The 14,609-nt window shown below is 73.9% G+C and carries 17 protein-coding genes and 1 other RNA gene; 4 read left to right on the forward strand and 14 right to left on the reverse strand.

Annotated elements, in window-relative coordinates; translation table 11 throughout:
- Window positions 1-34 precede the first annotated feature (34 nt).
- Window positions 35-811 (reverse strand): COQ9 family protein, encoded by a 777-nt coding sequence (locus K3554_RS06795; RefSeq protein WP_259945232.1) that lies wholly within the window; start codon window positions 809-811, stop codon window positions 35-37.
- Between the two features lie 109 nt (window positions 812-920).
- Here K3554_RS06795 and rpsU point away from each other — a divergent pair, with 109 nt between their 5' ends.
- Entirely contained in the window at window positions 921-1,127 is a 207-nt protein-coding gene (gene rpsU / locus K3554_RS06800) for a 30S ribosomal protein S21 (RefSeq protein ID WP_259945234.1), read from the forward strand.
- Between the two features lie 200 nt (window positions 1,128-1,327).
- Here rpsU and K3554_RS06805 read toward each other — a convergent pair whose 3' ends face one another.
- The 4 genes from K3554_RS06805 to K3554_RS06820 all read right to left on the reverse strand — a co-directional run bounded on the left by K3554_RS06805 (window position 1,328) and on the right by K3554_RS06820 (window position 4,849).
- Entirely contained in the window at window positions 1,328-1,468 is a 141-nt protein-coding gene (locus K3554_RS06805) for an aa3-type cytochrome c oxidase subunit IV (protein ID WP_259945236.1), read from the reverse strand.
- 50 nt (window positions 1,469-1,518) lie between these two features.
- Window positions 1,519-2,007, reverse strand: a complete 489-nt coding sequence (locus tag K3554_RS06810) for a DUF6173 family protein (RefSeq protein WP_259945239.1) — start codon at window positions 2,005-2,007, stop codon at window positions 1,519-1,521.
- A 32-nt stretch (window positions 2,008-2,039) separates the two neighbouring features.
- Window positions 2,040-3,095 carry an MBL fold metallo-hydrolase gene (locus K3554_RS06815; RefSeq protein WP_259945240.1) on the reverse strand — a complete coding sequence of 352 codons (1,056 nt, stop codon included), beginning with the start codon at window positions 3,093-3,095 and terminating at the stop codon, window positions 2,040-2,042.
- An 83-nt stretch (window positions 3,096-3,178) separates the two neighbouring features.
- Window positions 3,179-4,849, reverse strand: a complete 1,671-nt coding sequence (locus tag K3554_RS06820; RefSeq protein WP_259945243.1) for an acyl-CoA dehydrogenase — start codon at window positions 4,847-4,849, stop codon at window positions 3,179-3,181.
- 72 nt (window positions 4,850-4,921) lie between these two features.
- On the opposite strand from K3554_RS06820, the gene K3554_RS06825 reads away from it, so the two are divergent.
- The gene (locus K3554_RS06825; protein WP_259945246.1) at window positions 4,922-5,878 is read left to right on the forward strand and encodes an L-threonylcarbamoyladenylate synthase; all 957 of its coding nucleotides are present in this window, start codon (window positions 4,922-4,924) and stop codon (window positions 5,876-5,878) included.
- On the opposite strand, the gene K3554_RS06830 is transcribed toward K3554_RS06825, so the two are convergent.
- On the reverse strand, window positions 5,875-6,450 hold the full coding sequence (locus tag K3554_RS06830) for a YqgE/AlgH family protein (protein ID WP_259945249.1): 576 nt from the start codon (window positions 6,448-6,450) through the stop codon (window positions 5,875-5,877). The two genes, K3554_RS06825 and K3554_RS06830, sit on opposite strands and share 4 nt — an antisense overlap.
- 155 nt (window positions 6,451-6,605) lie before the next feature.
- On the opposite strand from K3554_RS06830, the gene K3554_RS06835 reads away from it, so the two are divergent.
- Window positions 6,606-7,421: a protein-disulfide reductase DsbD domain-containing protein gene (locus K3554_RS06835; protein WP_259945252.1), complete on the forward strand. Its 816-nt coding sequence runs from the start codon at window positions 6,606-6,608 to the stop codon at window positions 7,419-7,421.
- A 6-nt stretch (window positions 7,422-7,427) separates the two neighbouring features.
- Here the strand turns inward: K3554_RS06835 and K3554_RS06840 are convergent, their stop codons facing one another.
- Entirely contained in the window at window positions 7,428-8,180 is a 753-nt protein-coding gene (locus tag K3554_RS06840) for a DUF1013 domain-containing protein (RefSeq protein WP_259945255.1), read from the reverse strand.
- A gap of 111 nt (window positions 8,181-8,291) precedes the next feature.
- Between K3554_RS06840 and K3554_RS06845 the strand changes: the two genes are divergently transcribed.
- Window positions 8,292-8,960: a ribonuclease T2 gene (locus K3554_RS06845; protein WP_259945257.1), complete on the forward strand. Its 669-nt coding sequence runs from the start codon at window positions 8,292-8,294 to the stop codon at window positions 8,958-8,960.
- On the opposite strand, the gene K3554_RS06850 is transcribed toward K3554_RS06845, so the two are convergent.
- The 7 genes from K3554_RS06850 to ffs all read right to left on the reverse strand — a co-directional run bounded on the left by K3554_RS06850 (window position 8,957) and on the right by ffs (window position 14,581).
- Window positions 8,957-10,285 (reverse strand): bifunctional diguanylate cyclase/phosphodiesterase, encoded by a 1,329-nt coding sequence (locus K3554_RS06850; protein WP_259945260.1) that lies wholly within the window; start codon window positions 10,283-10,285, stop codon window positions 8,957-8,959. The two genes, K3554_RS06845 and K3554_RS06850, sit on opposite strands and share 4 nt — an antisense overlap.
- A gap of 82 nt (window positions 10,286-10,367) precedes the next feature.
- A complete protein-coding gene (gene recR, locus K3554_RS06855) occupies window positions 10,368-10,967 on the reverse strand; it encodes a recombination mediator RecR (RefSeq protein ID WP_259945264.1) in 600 nt (199 codons plus the stop codon).
- A gap of 28 nt (window positions 10,968-10,995) precedes the next feature.
- Window positions 10,996-11,346 carry a YbaB/EbfC family nucleoid-associated protein gene (locus K3554_RS06860; protein WP_259945267.1) on the reverse strand — a complete coding sequence of 117 codons (351 nt, stop codon included), beginning with the start codon at window positions 11,344-11,346 and terminating at the stop codon, window positions 10,996-10,998.
- Window positions 11,347-11,471: 125 nt separating this feature from the next.
- Window positions 11,472-11,954, reverse strand: coding sequence for a DNA starvation/stationary phase protection protein Dps (dps, locus tag K3554_RS06865; RefSeq protein ID WP_259945269.1), 483 nt, complete (start codon window positions 11,952-11,954; stop codon window positions 11,472-11,474).
- A gap of 166 nt (window positions 11,955-12,120) precedes the next feature.
- Window positions 12,121-13,854, reverse strand: a complete 1,734-nt coding sequence (locus K3554_RS06870) for a DNA polymerase III subunit gamma/tau (RefSeq protein WP_259945271.1) — start codon at window positions 13,852-13,854, stop codon at window positions 12,121-12,123.
- Between the two features lie 40 nt (window positions 13,855-13,894).
- The gene (locus K3554_RS06875; protein ID WP_259945273.1) at window positions 13,895-14,278 is read right to left on the reverse strand and encodes a YidH family protein; all 384 of its coding nucleotides are present in this window, start codon (window positions 14,276-14,278) and stop codon (window positions 13,895-13,897) included.
- Between the two features lie 204 nt (window positions 14,279-14,482).
- An RNA gene (ffs, locus tag K3554_RS06880) (signal recognition particle sRNA small type) lies at window positions 14,483-14,581 on the reverse strand.
- Between the last annotated feature and the right edge of the window lie 28 nt (window positions 14,582-14,609).

Here is a 14,609-nt window from a genome sequence, read left to right on the forward strand (position 1 = left end):
ACTTGTCGAGGGCGCGAATCTTGCGCGCCCGGCGTCAATCGGCGGGCCGCGGCGGGATTGGCGACGCGGGCGCGACGGAGGGGGTCGCGGCGGCCTCCGGAGCCGCCTCGGCGGTGGGCGGCGCGGCGGGCGGTGCCCAGTACCCGGGCAGGTCGCCACGGGGCATCCGACCCGGCGCGCGCACCTTCGCGAGCAGCGCGGCCGGCCCCGCGAAGAGGCGCGAGAGCGCGGGCGAGGCGCGCACCTGCGCCTTGGCCTTCTCGATGCGCATCACGTCGTCGATGCGCCGGTCGAGGAAGCTCCAGGTGTCGCGGTGCCCCTCGGAGTGGTCGCCCAGCCAGAACAGCAGGGTCGCGGCGTAGACCCCCTGCAGGGTCGCGCGCTTCGTGTACCAGTTCACGTCGTCGGAGCGGTCGCCCAGCGCCTCCCAGATCGCGTCCGCGGTGCGCCAGCCGGCGCGCAGGCCCTCGCCGGCGTGGACGGGCAGGGCGAGCAGCGTGGCGCCCCGGCGCACCGCCTCGGGATGCGCGCCGGCGATCTCCAACCGGACGCGCACCGCATGGGCGACGCGGTCGCGGTAGCGCATGGGTTCGAGATCCTCGGCGCGCAGGCGCTCGACCATCAGTTCGTCGCCGCGCTCGTGGAAGCGCAGGGCCGCGTCCAGCGCGCCGCGGGGCAGCGCGCGGCGGGCCTCGGCGGGGGCGAGGCCCTCGGCGGCCACGGCGCGTCGGAAGGCGCGCTCGGACCAGCCGTCGAAGGGGACGTCGGGCAGCATCGCGTCGACGATGCGGTCCGCGAGATCGGTGCGCATGGGAGACCTCCGGGCGGGGCGTGCGGGCTGGACAACCTAGCGGAAGCCCGCTAGGCGGCCACTTCCTGCATTTCTGCAAACTCTAACCTAGGAAGGTGGTGACAACCACATGCAGGTCAGCGTCCGCGACAACAACGTCGATCAGGCGCTTCGCGCCCTGAAGAAGAAGCTTCAGCGCGAAGGCGTGTTTCGCGAGATGAAGCTGCGGCAGCACTTCGAGAAGCCCTCGGAGAAGCGCGCCCGCCAGAAGGCCGAGGCGATCCGCCGCGCCCGAAAGCTCGCTCGCAAGAAGGCCCAGCGCGAAGGGATGCTCTGAGGAGCGTTCACTCGCCGGAACGCCGAAGGAGAGCCCCCGCCGCAGTGCGGGGGCTTTGCCGTTTCAGGGGTGCCGAAGATGCGGAAGGCCGGTGCGGGCGCCGCGAAGCATCACGTCCACGGGGACCGACGCACGGCCTGCCGGCTCGTGCCGAGGCGATGCGGGCAGGTGGCTCCGCGCCCCCGGCCCGCCGCGGGCCCTCAGGCGCGGAAGAGCGCCAGCAGGACCAGGATCGCGATGATCACGATCACGGTCCACTTCGTGAAGGTGACGAAGCCGGCGAAGGTCTTCTCCTGCGCGCTGGTGTCCATCGTGCCGTGCTTGTGGTCCTGATCGGCCATGGTGCCCTCCGGTCGTTGCGCGGCCCCTCTAGCGCGGCGGGCGGGGGCTGTCACGCGGACTCGGCGTCGCGGTCCCCGACCGCTTCCTCCTCGGCGACCTCCTCGGCCTCCAGCGCGCGGGCGAGACGGAAGCCGATGCGCCGGGCCTCGGAGTTCTCGGGCGGGCGCGGCACGGCGCGCATGACCACGTTGAGCTGGCTCACGTGCTGCACTAGCGTCGAGGGCACGCCGGTCCCGTCGCGGCCCGAGAAGGTCACGAGGTCGGGCGCGGAGAAGCCGACTCCCTCGATCCGCAGCAATCCTTGCGCCCCGCCGGGGCCGCCCGCGAAGCCCATCGCCGCCTCGTGCTCGGCGTCGAGACGCTCCTCGAAGGCCTTGATGTAGAGCACGAGCCGCTTGCAGGCCCACTCGGCCGGCGAGACGGGGCGCTTCGAGGGCGCGGGCACCGGCGGCGCGGTGTCGCGTCCCTCGGCGTCAACGGCGCGGTTCAGGGCGTGGGCCTCCATGGCCTCGGCGGTGGTGCTGGGGGTGCTGTCCATGGCGGTGGAGGTTGGCGCGGCGGGGGGCGCCGTCAAGCGGCGGCCGCCTGCCACAGCCACACCCCGTCGCCCCGCTCGCGGCGCGTGGCGCGGCCCGCGCGCCAGAGGTGGTTCAGGTGCGCCGCGGTCTCGAAGAACGCCAGCCCGTAGGTGCCCTCGTCGATGGGGCGTTTGAACAGGGGCGCGAAGCACTCGCCCCCGGTGCGCGGCTCGTAGAGGTGGGCGTGGAGCCGGTCCAGGGCCGAGGTGTGATTGCGCTCCAGCGAGGCCATGCGCTTAGGCAGGCCGCGGAAGGGCAGCTTGTGGCCGGGCAGGACGAGATGGTCCTCGCGCGCGAGGGGGGCGAGGCGGCGGCAGGCGTCGAGCCAGTCGCCCACGGGGTCGGCGTCGGGCTCGGTGGGGTAGAGGCCGAGGTTGGGCGAGATGCCCGGCAGGAGCTGGTCGCCGCCGAGCACGAGGTCGCCGTCCGCCTCGTAGAGCACGGCGTGCTCGGGGGCGTGGCCGTCGCCGCGGTGCACGTCCCAGAGCCGCCCGCCGATCTCCAGCCGCTCGCCCTCGCGGATGCGGCGGTAGCCCACGGGCATGGGCGCCACGCAGTCCGCGAAGTTGAAGGGCCGCTCCGCGCTCCGGCGCGCCAGGACGTCCGGGTCCATGCCGTAGCGACGGCAGAAGGCGACCGTCTCGGGCGGCGGAACGGGCTGGGCGTCGAGTTGCAGCATCCGGGCCATGAGCCAGGCGGTGCGCGTCATCATCAGCTCCGCACCATCGCGCTGGAGGTCGCCCGCCAGCCCGACGTGGTCGGGGTGGTGGTGGGTCGCCAGCACCCGCACGATGGGCCGGCCGCCCAAGGGGCCCGCGCGCAGGCGGTCCAGGATCGCCCGGGTGCGGCGCGAGGCGAAGCCGGTGTCGACCATCGTCCAGCCGTCCGTCTCGCGCAGGAAGTAGACGTTGACGTGGTCGAGGGCCATCGGCAGCGGCAGGCGCGCCCAGAGCATGCCCTCGGCCACCTCGGTCGCCTCGCCCTCGGCAGGCGGCGACTCCCAAGGGAAGCGCAGGCCGGCGTAGCCGTCGGGGATGGGGACGTTCATTGACGGCTCCTCCGGGGAGACAACGCTCCCCTTCCTCTGGCTGGAAATATCTCGGGGGGTATGGGGGGCTGGCCCCCCATGCTTCAAGCCGCGATCTCCTCCGTGGAGATCGCGTAGAGCTCCTCGGCCCCGGTCCGCGCCTTCGCCATCTCCGCCAAGGCCTCGGGCAGCATCCGCCCGGCGGCGAAGCGCGCGATGCCGGCGCGCGAGGCGTCGGCCGCGGCGGCGCGCAGGTGATAGTGCGCCCCCAGCACGCGGGCGAACGCGGCGAGGTAGGCGACCGAGCCGGCGAAGCGGTCCTGCATGTCCTGCGCCAGCATCCACTCGGTGAGCGTCCGCAGCTCGGCAGAGGCAGCGCGCAGCCCCTCGTGGTCGGCCTCGGCCACCTCGTCCAGCAGGGCGAAGGCCGCCGCGCCGCCGTCGGCGAGCTTGCGGCCTACGAGGTCCATGGCCTGGATGCCGTTGGTGCCCTCGTAGATCGCCGTCACGCGCACGTCGCGCAGGAACTGGGCGGCGCCGGTCTCCTCCACGAAGCCCATGCCGCCGTGGACCTGGATGCCGTCGCCGGCGACCTTGATGCCGGTGTCGGTGCCGAAGGCCTTGGCGATCGGGGTGAGGAAGGCGCCGCGGGCGCGCCACTCCGCGTCCCCCGTGGCCCGGCCCATGTCGAGCGCGACCGCGCAGTCGAGGCAGAGGGCGCGGGCGGCGAAGGTCTCGGACTTCATGGTCAGGACCGCGCGGCGCACGTCGGCGTGCTCCAGGATCGAGCCGTCCTCGACGTGGGAGCGACCCTGCCGCCGCTCCAGCGCGTAGGCGACCGCGTGCTGCAGCGCCCGCTCGGCCACGCCCAATCCTTGCACGCCCACGCCGAGGCGGGCGTTGTTCATCATCGTGAACATGGCGGCCATGCCCCGGTGCGGCTCGCCCACCAGCCAGCCGCGCGCGCCGTCGTACTGCATCACGGCGGTGGGCGAGCCGTGGAGGCCGAGCTTGTGCTCCAGCGAGACCACGTGGAGGTCGTTGGCCGGCCCCGGCGTGCCGTCCTCGTTCGGGATGCGCTTCGGCACCATGAAGAGGCTGATCCCCTTGGTGCCCTCGGCGGCATCCGGCAGGCGCGCGAGCACGAGGTGGCAGACGTTCTCGGCCATGTCGTGATCGCCCCAGGAGATGTAGATCTTCTGGCCGGTGACCTTGTAGCTGCCGTCGCCCTGCGGCTCGGCGCGCGTCTTCAGCGCGCCCACGTCGGAGCCGGCCTGCGGCTCGGTGAGGTTCATGGTGCCGGTCCACTCGCCCGAGATGAGCTTGGGGATGTAAAGTTCCTGGATCTCCGCGGAGGCGTGGGCCTCCAGCGCCTCGATCTGGCCCTGACTCATGAGCGGGTTGAGCTGGAGGGCCAGGCAGGCCGAGGAGAGCATCTCGTTGACGGCGGTGGCGAGGGTGATGGGCAGCCCCATGCCCCCGAAGTCCTCCGGGGCCGACATGCCGATCCAGCCGCCCTCGGCGATGGCGCGGAAGCCCTCGGCGTAGCCCGGCGAGGTGCGCACCACGCCGTTCTCCAGCCGTGCGGGGTGGAGGTCGCCCTCGCGGTTCAGGGGGGCGAGCACCTCCTCGCACAGGCGCCCGGCCTCGGTGAGGATGGCGTCGACGGTCTCGGGGGTGGCCTCGGCGAAGGTCTCGGTGGCGGCGACGCGGTCGAAGCCGACCACGTGGTCGAGGCAGAAGCGGATGTCGGAGACGGGAGCACGGTAGGGCATCGGGGACCTCACTCTGGCGCGGGCGCGCGGGCGGCGCTATGCGGCTGCGCGGAAGGTAGGGCGGGCGCACCCATGGCGGCAACCGGAACACCGCGTCACGGCACGATCCGCGACGCCGCGCTCGCGGGCCGGCTGATCGCGCGCGGCGGGCTGGTCGCGTTCCCCACCGAGACGGTCTACGGCCTCGGTGCTGATGCCCGCGACGGGCGCGCCGTGGCGCGCATCTACGAAGCCAAGGGCCGGCCCGCCTTCAACCCGCTGATCGTCCACGTGGCGGACTTGGCCGCCGCCCGGCGCATCGCCCGGCTGGACGCCGTGGCCGAGCGGCTGGCGGAGGCGTTCTGGCCCGGCCCCCTGACGCTGGTGCTTCCCCTCGCCGAGGGGCACGGGCTCGCCTCGCTGGTGCTGGCCGGGCTGGACACCGTGGCCGTGCGCGTACCCGCCGCTGCCCCGGCGCAGGCGGTGCTGCGGGCGGCGGGGGTGCCGGTGGCGGCGCCGTCGGCCAACCCGTCGGGGCGGCTCTCGCCGACGCGGGCGGAGCACGTCGTGGCGGGCCTCGGGGACCGGGTCGACGCGGTGCTCGACGGGGGCGCCTGCGCGGTGGGGCTGGAGTCCACGATCCTGCGCGCCGACCCCCCGACGCTCCTGCGCGAGGGGGGGCTCGCGGCCGAGCGGATCGAGGCGCTGCTGGGCCGCCCGCTGCCCCGCGACGTGACGCCGGGGCGGGTGGCGGCGCCGGGGCAGCTCGCCTCGCATTACGCGCCCGCGCGACCCCTCGCGATGGACGTGGCAACCTTCGCGCCGGATGCGGTGCGGATCGGGTTCGGGGCGGCGCGGGGCGACCTGTCGCTCTCGCCCGCGGGCGACGTGGCCGAGGCGGCGGCGTCGCTCTTCGACGTGCTGCACCGGGCCGACGCGCTGGCCGGGGCGCGGGGGGCGTCACGGATCGAGGTCGCGCCGGTGCCGGAGCGGGGACTGGGGCGCGCCGTGAACGACCGTCTGCGCCGGGCGGCGGCTCCGCGCGCCTAGGCCCGGCCCGCCTGCGCCGACAGGCCGCCCGCCGCGACCCCGAGCGAGCCGGCGGCGAGGCGCCACTTCGCGTCCGCGTCCCCGTGGAAGGTGATCGCCGGATCGGCGGGCACCGTGAGCCAGACGTTGGCGAGCACCTCGGCCTCGAGCTGTCCCGCGCCCCAGCCGGCGTAGCCCAGCGCCACGAGCACGTCCCCCGGCGCCTCGCCCGAAGCGACCGCCTCCAGCGCCTCGGCGGAGGCGCTGAGCGCGTGGCCGTCGTCGACGTGGAGCGTCGATCCGCCAGGCCGCCAGGCGGGATCGTGGAGCACGAAGGGACGCCGCGTCTCGACCGGGCCGCCCACGTGGACGGGGCCGCGCGCCGCCAGCCGCCGCACGAGGGCGGGCAGGTCGCCCTCCGCCCCGTCCGCCACCACGACGCGGCCTGGCCGGTTCAGCACCAGCCCCATCGCACCTTCCGCGGAATGGGCGCAGACCAGCACCACCGTGCCGCGGAAGTCCGCGCCCTGCAGCGCGGGCATGGCGGCCAGCAACGTGCCGGTGAAACCGGCGGGTTCCAGTTCGGGTGCCATGGCGGAACGCTAAGGGGGCGGCCGCGCTGAAGCAAGGTTCATGTATCGGAAGGGAAAGGGATTTCCCCCCATGGGCGTGGATCCGCCGCCGGGGCGTTGATGTGATGGAGGGGACGTGATTTCCCACCGCTTCGCACGGCGCGTAGGCAAGCCCCATGCCGATCCGAATCCCCCTAGCCCCGCTCCTCCTCGCCGCCGCGCTCGCCCTGGGCGGGGCCGCCACAGCGCGCGCGCAGGCGTTCGGCGACGTCTCCGAGGTGCTGCGCATCGAGGTGCTGCCCGGCTGGCGCGAGGCGGGGGGCACGCACGTGGCGGGGCTGCGCTTCCACCTGCGCCCCGGTTGGAAGACCTACTGGCGCAGCGCCGGCTCGCTCGGCATCTCGCCGGCCTTCGACTGGCGCGGCGCCGAGAACCTGGCGGGGATCGCGCCGCGCTGGCCCGCGCCGAAGGTGTTCGCCGGGCCGGGCGGGCGGTCGGTGGGCTACGACGAGGGCTTCGTGCTGCCGCTGGTGGTGCGCCCGCGCGACGCGGGCGCCCCTGTCCGCCTGCGGGGCCGCGTCGACCTCGGGGTCTGCGCTGACATCTGCGTGCCCGCCTCGGTGCGGATCGACGCGGCGCTGCCCGCGGCGGGCGCGCGCGACGGGCGGATCGAGGCGGCGCTGGCGCGGGCGCCGCGGCGCGAGGGCTCGGCCCAGTGCCGGGTGCGCCCGCACGGGCGCGGCGTGGCGATCGAGGCCGAGATCCGCGCCCCCGCGATGGGCCCCCGCGAGGCGGTGGTGATCGAGCTGGACGCCCCGGGCCTGTGGGTCGGCGACGCCGCGGTGCGCCGCGAGGGCGCCACGCTCCATGCCGCGGCCCCGGTCGAGGCGAGGGAGGGCGCGGCGCTCGCGGTGGACCGCGGCGCGGTGCGGCTGACGGTGATCGGCCCGCGCGGCGCCGTGGAGATCGAGGGGTGCGGCGGCGCGGGCTGAGTGGTCTCAGGCCTTGTCGTCGTCGTCCTCGCCCTCGGGCAGGTTGAACAGGGTGTCGGCGGACAGGCCATCGCGCTTGCGCCGCGCCGCCTCGTCCTCGTCGTCGCCCGAGAGCGTGAACGTCTCCAGCCCCGAGATCGCCGAGGGGATGCGCGGCTCGGTGTCCATCTCCAGCGACTGCTCGGTGGACACCAGCTTGCGGCGCTCGTCGTCCGACATCACCGCGCCCTCGGCGGCCTTCTTCGCGGCGGCCTTTTGCACGGCGGCGTCCAGCTCGGACTGCTTGCAAAGCCCGAGGGCCACGGGATCGACGGGCTGCAGGTTCTGGATGTTCCAGTGCGTGCGCTCGCGGATCGACTGGATCGTGGGCTTCGTGGTGCCCACCAGCTTCGAGATCTGCGCGTCGGCCAGCTCGGGGTGGAACTTCACCAGCCACAGGATCGCGGCGGGGCGGTCCTGGCGCTTTGACAGCGGGGTGTAGCGGGGGCCTCGGCGCTTCTCCTCGCCCACCGAGGCAGGGTTGAACTTCAGCTTCAGGGGCCGCGTCGGGTCCTTCTCGGAGGCCTCGATGCTCGCGCGGTCGAGCTGGCTGTTGGCGACGGGGTCGAAGCCGCGCACGCCCACGGCCACGTCGCCGTCGGCGATGCCCTGGACCTCCAGCTCGTGGAGCCCGCAGAAGTCGCCGATCTGCTTGAAGGTGAGCGTGGTGTTCTCGACCAGCCACACGGCGGTGGCCTTGGCGTGGAGCGGTTTGTTCATGCGTTCGCCTCCTGCGATGACTTCCCCGATCGCCGGCGCCGCCGGCGGCGGAGCCATCTCCGCGGGTTCTCGCTGTCGGGGAACTTGGGGCGCTGTATAGGGAAGACGACCATGCGGGAAAAGACCCCATTCGGACGCTGGGGAACGGCGCTCCTGGCGCTCCTGGCGCTGCTGGCTCTGGGCGGCGCCGCGCGGGCCGACGGCGAGCGGCCGGGCGCGTTCGACCACTACGTGCTGGCCTTGAGCTGGACGCCCGCATGGTGCGCGCTGGAGGGCGACGCCCGCGGCGCGGCGGAGTGCGACGCGGGCACGGGGCGCGGGTTCACGCTGCACGGGCTCTGGCCGCAGGACGGCGGCGGCTGGCCGGCCTACTGCCCCACCGCCGAGCGCGCGCCGTCCCGCGCGCGCACGGCAGAGGAGGCGGACCTCTACGGCTCGAGCGGACTGGCTTGGCATCAGTGGCGCAAGCACGGCACCTGCACGGGGCTGTCGGCCGACGAGTACTACCGCCTCGCCCGCGAGGCCCATGCCCGGGTCGAGCGGCCCGCGGTGCTCGAGGCCCTGGAGCGGGCGGTGACGCTGCCCGCGGCGGTCGTCGAGGAGGCGTTCCTCGAGGCCAACCCGGACTTTCCCGCCGACGGCGTGACGGTGCTGTGCCGCGAGGGGCGCATCCGCGAGGTGCGCCTGTGCCTCACGCGCGGGCTGGACCCGCGGAGCTGCGAGGGGCGCGCCCGGCGGGACTGCACGCTCGGCGACGCGCTCTTGGAGCCTGCGCGCTAGCGCAGGCGCGCGGCCCACTCGGCCACCGGCGCGGGGCGCCCGAGGTGGAAGCCCTGGCCCCACCGCGCGCCGAGGCCCTGCACGAGTTCGGCGTCGATCGGGGTCTCGATGCCCTCGGCCAGCAGCACGAAGCCCATTGCGTCCGCCATGCCCGCCACGCCGCGCACCATCGCCTCCGCGCGCGGGCATTCGCCCAGACCGGACAGCAGGGCGCGGTCGAGCTTCACCACGTCGGGAGCGAGGTCCAGCATCCGGTCGAGGTTGCTCAGCCCGGTGCCGAAGTCGTCGAGGGCGATGCGCGTGCCGCGCGTCCGCGCGCCCCCCAGCGCCGCGCGGGCGCGGTCGGGACAGGTCACCACGGCGCTCTCCAGCAGCTCCAGCATCAGGCGGTCGGTGGGCAGGCGGTCCATGAGGGCGCGCAGCCAGGCGCGGCTCTGCGACTGGTCGTCCTCCAGCGCGCCGGCGGAGACGTTGAACGACACGAAGAGGGGGCGGCCCGCCTCCACGAAGGGACGGGCCGCGTCCACGGCCAGATCCACGAACAGCGCCGCGGTGTCCCCATCGAGGCGGTCGAGGCGGTGGAGGAAGTCGGCCGGGCGCATGGTGCGCCCGTCGCCCCGCGTCCACCGCAGCAGCGCCTCGACGCCCACCGCGCGGCCCGAAGCGAGGTCCCAGATCGGCTGCACGTGGTAGCCGAGCTGCCCGGAGCGGATCGCCGCCTGCACCTCGTCCACCGTGGGGCCCTTGGGATGGACCGGCCCAGCGGCGAGCGCCACCCGGTCGCCCCCCAGGCGCTTGGCCCGCCGGAGCGCCGCCTCGGCGGCCATGAGCGCGCGGGCCCGCGCCTCGCCGCCCGACAGCCGAACCACGCCCGCCGACACCGTCCGCGAGATGCGAGTGCCGCTCGCCTCCACCGAGGTGCGGGTTACGTGGATGCGCAGCGCCTCGGCGAAGTCGATCGCGGCATCCGTCCCCCCGGAGGCGAGCCAGAACACGAAGCGCCCGCCGTCGAGCCGCTCCATCGCCGCGCCGGGGGGCATGGTGCGGCGGGAGACGTCGGCGATCCGTTCGAGCAGGCGGTCGCCGATGTCGGGGCCGGCCGCCTCGTTCAGCCGCGCCAGCCCGTCAACGTCGACGAGCACCAGCGCCTCGGGGCGCCCGCCGGCGGGGGGCTCCGCCGCGGGCACGGGAACGGCCGCCGCAGCGGGCAGGGGCACGGGGCGCAGCCCGTCGGCGCGACCGCCGCGCCCACGGACAGCGGTGCCGGCGGCGAACGCGCCCGCCCCGCAGACGCCGCCGAGAATGAAGGCCGAGAGAAGTTCCAAGACGCGGCCCCCGTTTGGCGACGCTGCCTTACGGTAGGGCACTTTGCCGGCATCAATGCGGCATTTTACCATGAATAATGGGTCAATAGCGCCGCCGCGAGGACAATGCCGCCCGCAGCGTCCCATCGTCCAGGTAATCGAGCTCTCCGCCCACCGGCACGCCCTGCGCCAGCCCGGTGATCGCGACGCCCGTGGGCTCCAGCTCGCGCGCCACGTAGTGAGCGGTGGTCTGGCCGTCCACGGTGGCGTTGAGGGCCAGGATCACCTCCTCGACGCCCTCGGCGGCCACGCGGTCGCGCAGCTGCGGGATGCGCAGGTCCTCGGGGCCCACGTCGTCGAGCGGCGAGAGCGTGCCGCCGAGCACGTGGTAGCGCCCGCCGAACACCTGCGCGCGCTCCATGGCCCAAAGGTCGCCCACGCCCTCGACCACGCAGAGCTGGCCGTTGGCGCGCTTCTCGGCGGAGCAGATCGCGCAGACGTCGCCGGTCGCCACGTTGCCGCAGTTCAGGCACTCGCGCACCTGCCGCCCCACCGCGTCCATGAGCTGGGCGAGAGGCAGCATCTGCGCGTCGCGGCGCTTCACCAGATGGAGCACGGCCCGCCGCGCGGAGCGGGGGCCGAAGCCCGGCAGGCGGGCCATTGCGTCGATCAGACGCTCGATGTCGCGATGCGCTTCCATCAAGCGGATATAGGGCTTCGGAGGCGGGGAATCACCCTCCGAAGGGCAGCTTCATGCCCGGCGGCAGGCCCATATTCTCGGCCATCCGCTGCATCTCCTGCTGCGAGCGGGCCTGGGCCTTCGCTTGCGCGTCCTTGATGGCGGCGAGGATCAGGTCCTCGACCATCTCCTTCTCCGATGGGTCGAAGATCGAGGGGTCGATGTCGAGCTTGGTCAGCTCGCCCTTGGCGGTGGCGGTGGCGCGCACGAGGCCCGCGCCGCTCTCGCCCTCCACGGTGATGGCGCCCAGCTCCTCCTGGAACTCGGCCATCTTGCCCTGCATCTCCTGGGCCTTCTTCATCATGCCGGCCATGTCGCCGAGCCCGCCCAATCCCTTGAACATCGCGCCTCTCCTCGTGGGGGTGTGGGCGACAGGTAGCGAGCGCGCCCCGCAGCAACAAGACGCCCGGACGAAGAACGCCGCCCCCGGGGAAGGGGGCGGCGCGTTCGTGCGGTGTGGGGCGCGCGTCAGGCGCGGACGCGGTTGGCGCCGATGAACCAGGCGTCCTTGTCGACCTCGCGGCTCACTTCCGTGAACAGGTCCTCGACGTCGTCGTCGCCGGCCTCGCCCGCAGACTCGATCGCCTCGCGCAGGTTCCGGCCGTGGTGCTTGAAGCGCTGCACCAGCTCCTCGATGTGGTCTTGGATGTCGGTCAGCTCGACTGGGTAGGGCGCGAGCGAGGTGTTCTTCGCCGCCTCCTGGGTGGTGCCGGCGGCGTAGCCGCCCATGATGGCGACGCGCTCGGCCATCAGGTCGCTCTGCTCGCGCAGGCGGTCGGCCACCTGGTCGAGCAGCTCGTGCACGCCGATGTAGCCGGAGCCGCGCAGGTTCCAGTGCGCCTGCTTGACCGCCAGCGTCAGGTCGACGGAGTCGGCCAGGCGGGCGTTGAGCAGGTCGATCATCTGCGATTGCGTCTGGCTCTCGAGGCCTTCGACGAAACTCTCGGGCATGGGAAATCCTTTCCGTGTCGTGCTGCGGGCCAACGACGCGGGGCGGGATTCGGTTGCACGGGGGGACGGTGCGCCCGTGCGGGGTGGGGGGTGCGGAGGCGAGGGGCCAGCCCCTCGCGCTCCCCGAGGTATTTTCTGCAAGATGAGGAAGCCGAGTTCCGCGAGCCTACTCGTCGGCGAAGGGGTCCCACTCCCCTTCGACCTCCTCCAGCGCCTCGCCCGCGGCATCCGCCTCCATCGCCTCGCGGGTGCGGACCTCGACCAGCTTGGCGCCCGGAAAGGCCTGCATCGCCGCCTGCGTGAGCGGGTGGTCAAGGGCGGCGCGCTCGGCCTCCAGGCGGGCCGCGTCGCGCACCTCCTCGGCGGTGGGCGCGCCGCCCTCGGAGACCACAGAGACCCCCCAGCGCGCGCCGGTCCAGCCCTGCAGCCGTCCCGCGAGCCGGGCCGCGAGGTCCGAGGGCGCGCCGGGCGCGGGCTCGAACTCGATGCGGCCGGGGGCATAGCGGGCCAGCCGCACGCCGGTCTCCACGTCGAACAGGAGCTTGGCGTCGCGGTTGGCGCGGATCAGCTCCACCACCTGCGCGAAGGTGCCGAAGCGCGCGAGCGAGGCCTCGGCCTCGGGGTCGGGCTGGAGCGCATGGGCCGCCGCGCCGCCGCCGCCGCTTCTCACCCGCGCCGTGGCGCCGCCCCCGCCGCCGTTCGTGGGCGCGGGCCGCGGCGCCGCGGCGTCGCCCCCGGTGGGCGGCGCGTCGCGCAGCTTGCGGATCAGCTCGTCGGGCGAGGGCAGGTCGGCCACGTGGGTCAGGCGGATCACGGCCATCTCGGCGGCCATCATCGGCGAGGGCGCGGCGGCCACCTCCTCCAGCGCCTTGAGCAGCATCTGCCACATGCGAGACAGCGCGCGCATCGGCAGGGCTTGCGCGAAGGCCTGCCCGCGCGCGCGCTCGTCGGGCGCCACGGTGGGGTCGTCGGCGGCCTCGGGCGTGATCTGCACCACCGAGACCCAGTGCGCGATCTCGGCCATGTCGCGCAGGATCGCGAGCGGGTCGGCACCCTCGGAGTACTGGGCGGACAGCTCGTTAAGGGCCCCCGCCGCGTCCCCGCGCATGACCATCTCGAACAGGTCCATGACCCGGCCCCGGTCGGCCAGCCCCAGCATGTCGCGCACCGAGGCGGCATCGGCCTCGCCCGAGCCCGACACGATGGCCTGGTCCATGAGGCTCATGGCGTCGCGCACGGATCCTTCCGCCGCACGCGCGATCAGGGCGAGCGCATCGGCGGCCACGGTGGCGCCCTCCCTCTCGGCCACGCCGCTCAGATGGGCGATCATGGTCTCGGGTTCGATGCGACGCAGATCGAAGCGCTGGCAGCGGCTGAGCACGGTGACGGGCACCTTGCGGATCTCGGTGGTGGCGAAGATGAACTTCACGTGCTCGGGCGGCTCCTCCAGGGTCTTGAGGAGCGCGTTAAAGGCCGAGGTGCTGAGCATGTGCACCTCGTCGATGATGTAGATCTTGTAGCGCGCCGAGGCGGCCCGGTAGCGCACCGAGTCGATAATCTCGCGGATGTCGCCCACGCCCGTATGCGAGGCGGCGTCCATCTCCAGCACGTCGACGTGGCGGCCCTCGGCGATGGCGCGGCAGGGCTCGCACACGCCGCAGGGATCGGTGGTGGGACCGCCGGAACCGTCAGGGCCGACGCAGTTCAGGCCCTTGGCGATGATGCGCGCGGTGGTCGTCTTGCCGGTGCCGCGGATGCCGGTGAGGATGAAGGCCTGGGCGATGCGCCCGCGCTCGAAGGCGTTGCGCAAGGTCCGCACCATGGCGTCCTGGCCCACGAGGTCGGCGAAGGTCTGGGGGCGGTACTTGCGCGCCAGCACCTGGTATTCTGTGTCGGACATGGGGATGTCTTAGGCGCCGCGCGGGCAGGGCGGAAGCCCCTCAGAGCGTGACGAGCACGAAGCCGGTGGCGACCGCCGCCAGCGAGAAGGCCACCGAGGCGAGCGTGTAGAGCCGGCTCGGCTGGGCCTCGGCGGCGTGGGTGTCGAGGCGGGTGTGGGCCTTGATGGCCTGAGAGCGGGCGGCCCAGAAGATGCCCACGGCGATGGCGATGAACACGAGGGCCACGGCGCGGGGGAGCCAGTCGGGCTCGGCGTCCTTGAACACCGCCTTGAGGCCGAGGGCGAGGGCGACCGAGGCCATGCCGGTGCGCATCCAGCCCGCGAAGGTGCGCTCGTTGGCGAGCACGGTCCGGTCCTCGGCCCAGTCCGTGCGGCTCTCGGCCCAGTCGGTCTTCTTGTCCTGGTCGGGGGTGCCGTCCTTCATGGGGAGGTGACGTAGGGCGCGGGGGGGCTGGGGCGAGCGGGTGGGGGCAGGGGGTTGAGATGGAAGGGTTTTCTCGGGGTTCGAGACGCGGAGGTGTCCGGGGAGGGGGACCGTTCTCGGGACATCCGGCTGCGCCAGATACCCTGTCACTGTGTTGTGCGGAGTGGGGCCGGGCCGACGCTTTCGCCTTGCGAAAGCGCGGCGGGGTGAGGGGCTGGACGACGACCCAGGCGGGGCTCGCTGTGGCTGCTTCCTTCCGGACCTGACCAGGTTGGCAAGGCGCCTGCCCGCGCCAACCCCTCGGGGGCGCAGATAGCGGGGCGGGGCGATC

The sequence above is a fragment of the Jannaschia sp. W003 genome (genome assembly GCF_025144335.1).
Classification (GTDB): Bacteria; Pseudomonadota; Alphaproteobacteria; order Rhodobacterales; family Rhodobacteraceae; genus Jannaschia.

What these genes read in the sequence shown, in the direction of transcription:
- K3554_RS06830 (WP_259945249.1), bottom strand. Translation starts at nt 6,450, where the DNA reads ATGGCACCCGAACTGGAACCCGCCGGTTTCACCGGCACGTTGCTGGCC.
- K3554_RS06805 (WP_259945236.1), bottom strand. Translation starts at nt 1,468, where the DNA reads ATGGCCGATCAGGACCACAAGCACGGCACGATGGACACCAGCGCGCAG.
- dps (WP_259945269.1), bottom strand. Translation starts at nt 11,954, where the DNA reads ATGCCCGAGAGTTTCGTCGAAGGCCTCGAGAGCCAGACGCAATCGCAG.
- K3554_RS06815 (WP_259945240.1), bottom strand. Translation starts at nt 3,095, where the DNA reads ATGAACGTCCCCATCCCCGACGGCTACGCCGGCCTGCGCTTCCCTTGG.
- K3554_RS06820 (WP_259945243.1), bottom strand. Translation starts at nt 4,849, where the DNA reads ATGCCCTACCGTGCTCCCGTCTCCGACATCCGCTTCTGCCTCGACCAC.
- K3554_RS06835 (WP_259945252.1), top strand. Translation starts at nt 6,606, where the DNA reads ATGCCGATCCGAATCCCCCTAGCCCCGCTCCTCCTCGCCGCCGCGCTC.
- K3554_RS06845 (WP_259945257.1), top strand. Translation starts at nt 8,292, where the DNA reads ATGCGGGAAAAGACCCCATTCGGACGCTGGGGAACGGCGCTCCTGGCG.
- K3554_RS06795 (WP_259945232.1), bottom strand. Translation starts at nt 811, where the DNA reads ATGCGCACCGATCTCGCGGACCGCATCGTCGACGCGATGCTGCCCGAC.
- K3554_RS06875 (WP_259945273.1), bottom strand. Translation starts at nt 14,278, where the DNA reads ATGAAGGACGGCACCCCCGACCAGGACAAGAAGACCGACTGGGCCGAG.
- K3554_RS06840 (WP_259945255.1), bottom strand. Translation starts at nt 8,180, where the DNA reads ATGAACAAACCGCTCCACGCCAAGGCCACCGCCGTGTGGCTGGTCGAG.
- rpsU (WP_259945234.1), top strand. Translation starts at nt 921, where the DNA reads ATGCAGGTCAGCGTCCGCGACAACAACGTCGATCAGGCGCTTCGCGCC.
- K3554_RS06810 (WP_259945239.1), bottom strand. Translation starts at nt 2,007, where the DNA reads ATGGACAGCACCCCCAGCACCACCGCCGAGGCCATGGAGGCCCACGCC.
- K3554_RS06860 (WP_259945267.1), bottom strand. Translation starts at nt 11,346, where the DNA reads ATGTTCAAGGGATTGGGCGGGCTCGGCGACATGGCCGGCATGATGAAG.
- K3554_RS06870 (WP_259945271.1), bottom strand. Translation starts at nt 13,854, where the DNA reads ATGTCCGACACAGAATACCAGGTGCTGGCGCGCAAGTACCGCCCCCAG.
- K3554_RS06825 (WP_259945246.1), top strand. Translation starts at nt 4,922, where the DNA reads ATGGCGGCAACCGGAACACCGCGTCACGGCACGATCCGCGACGCCGCG.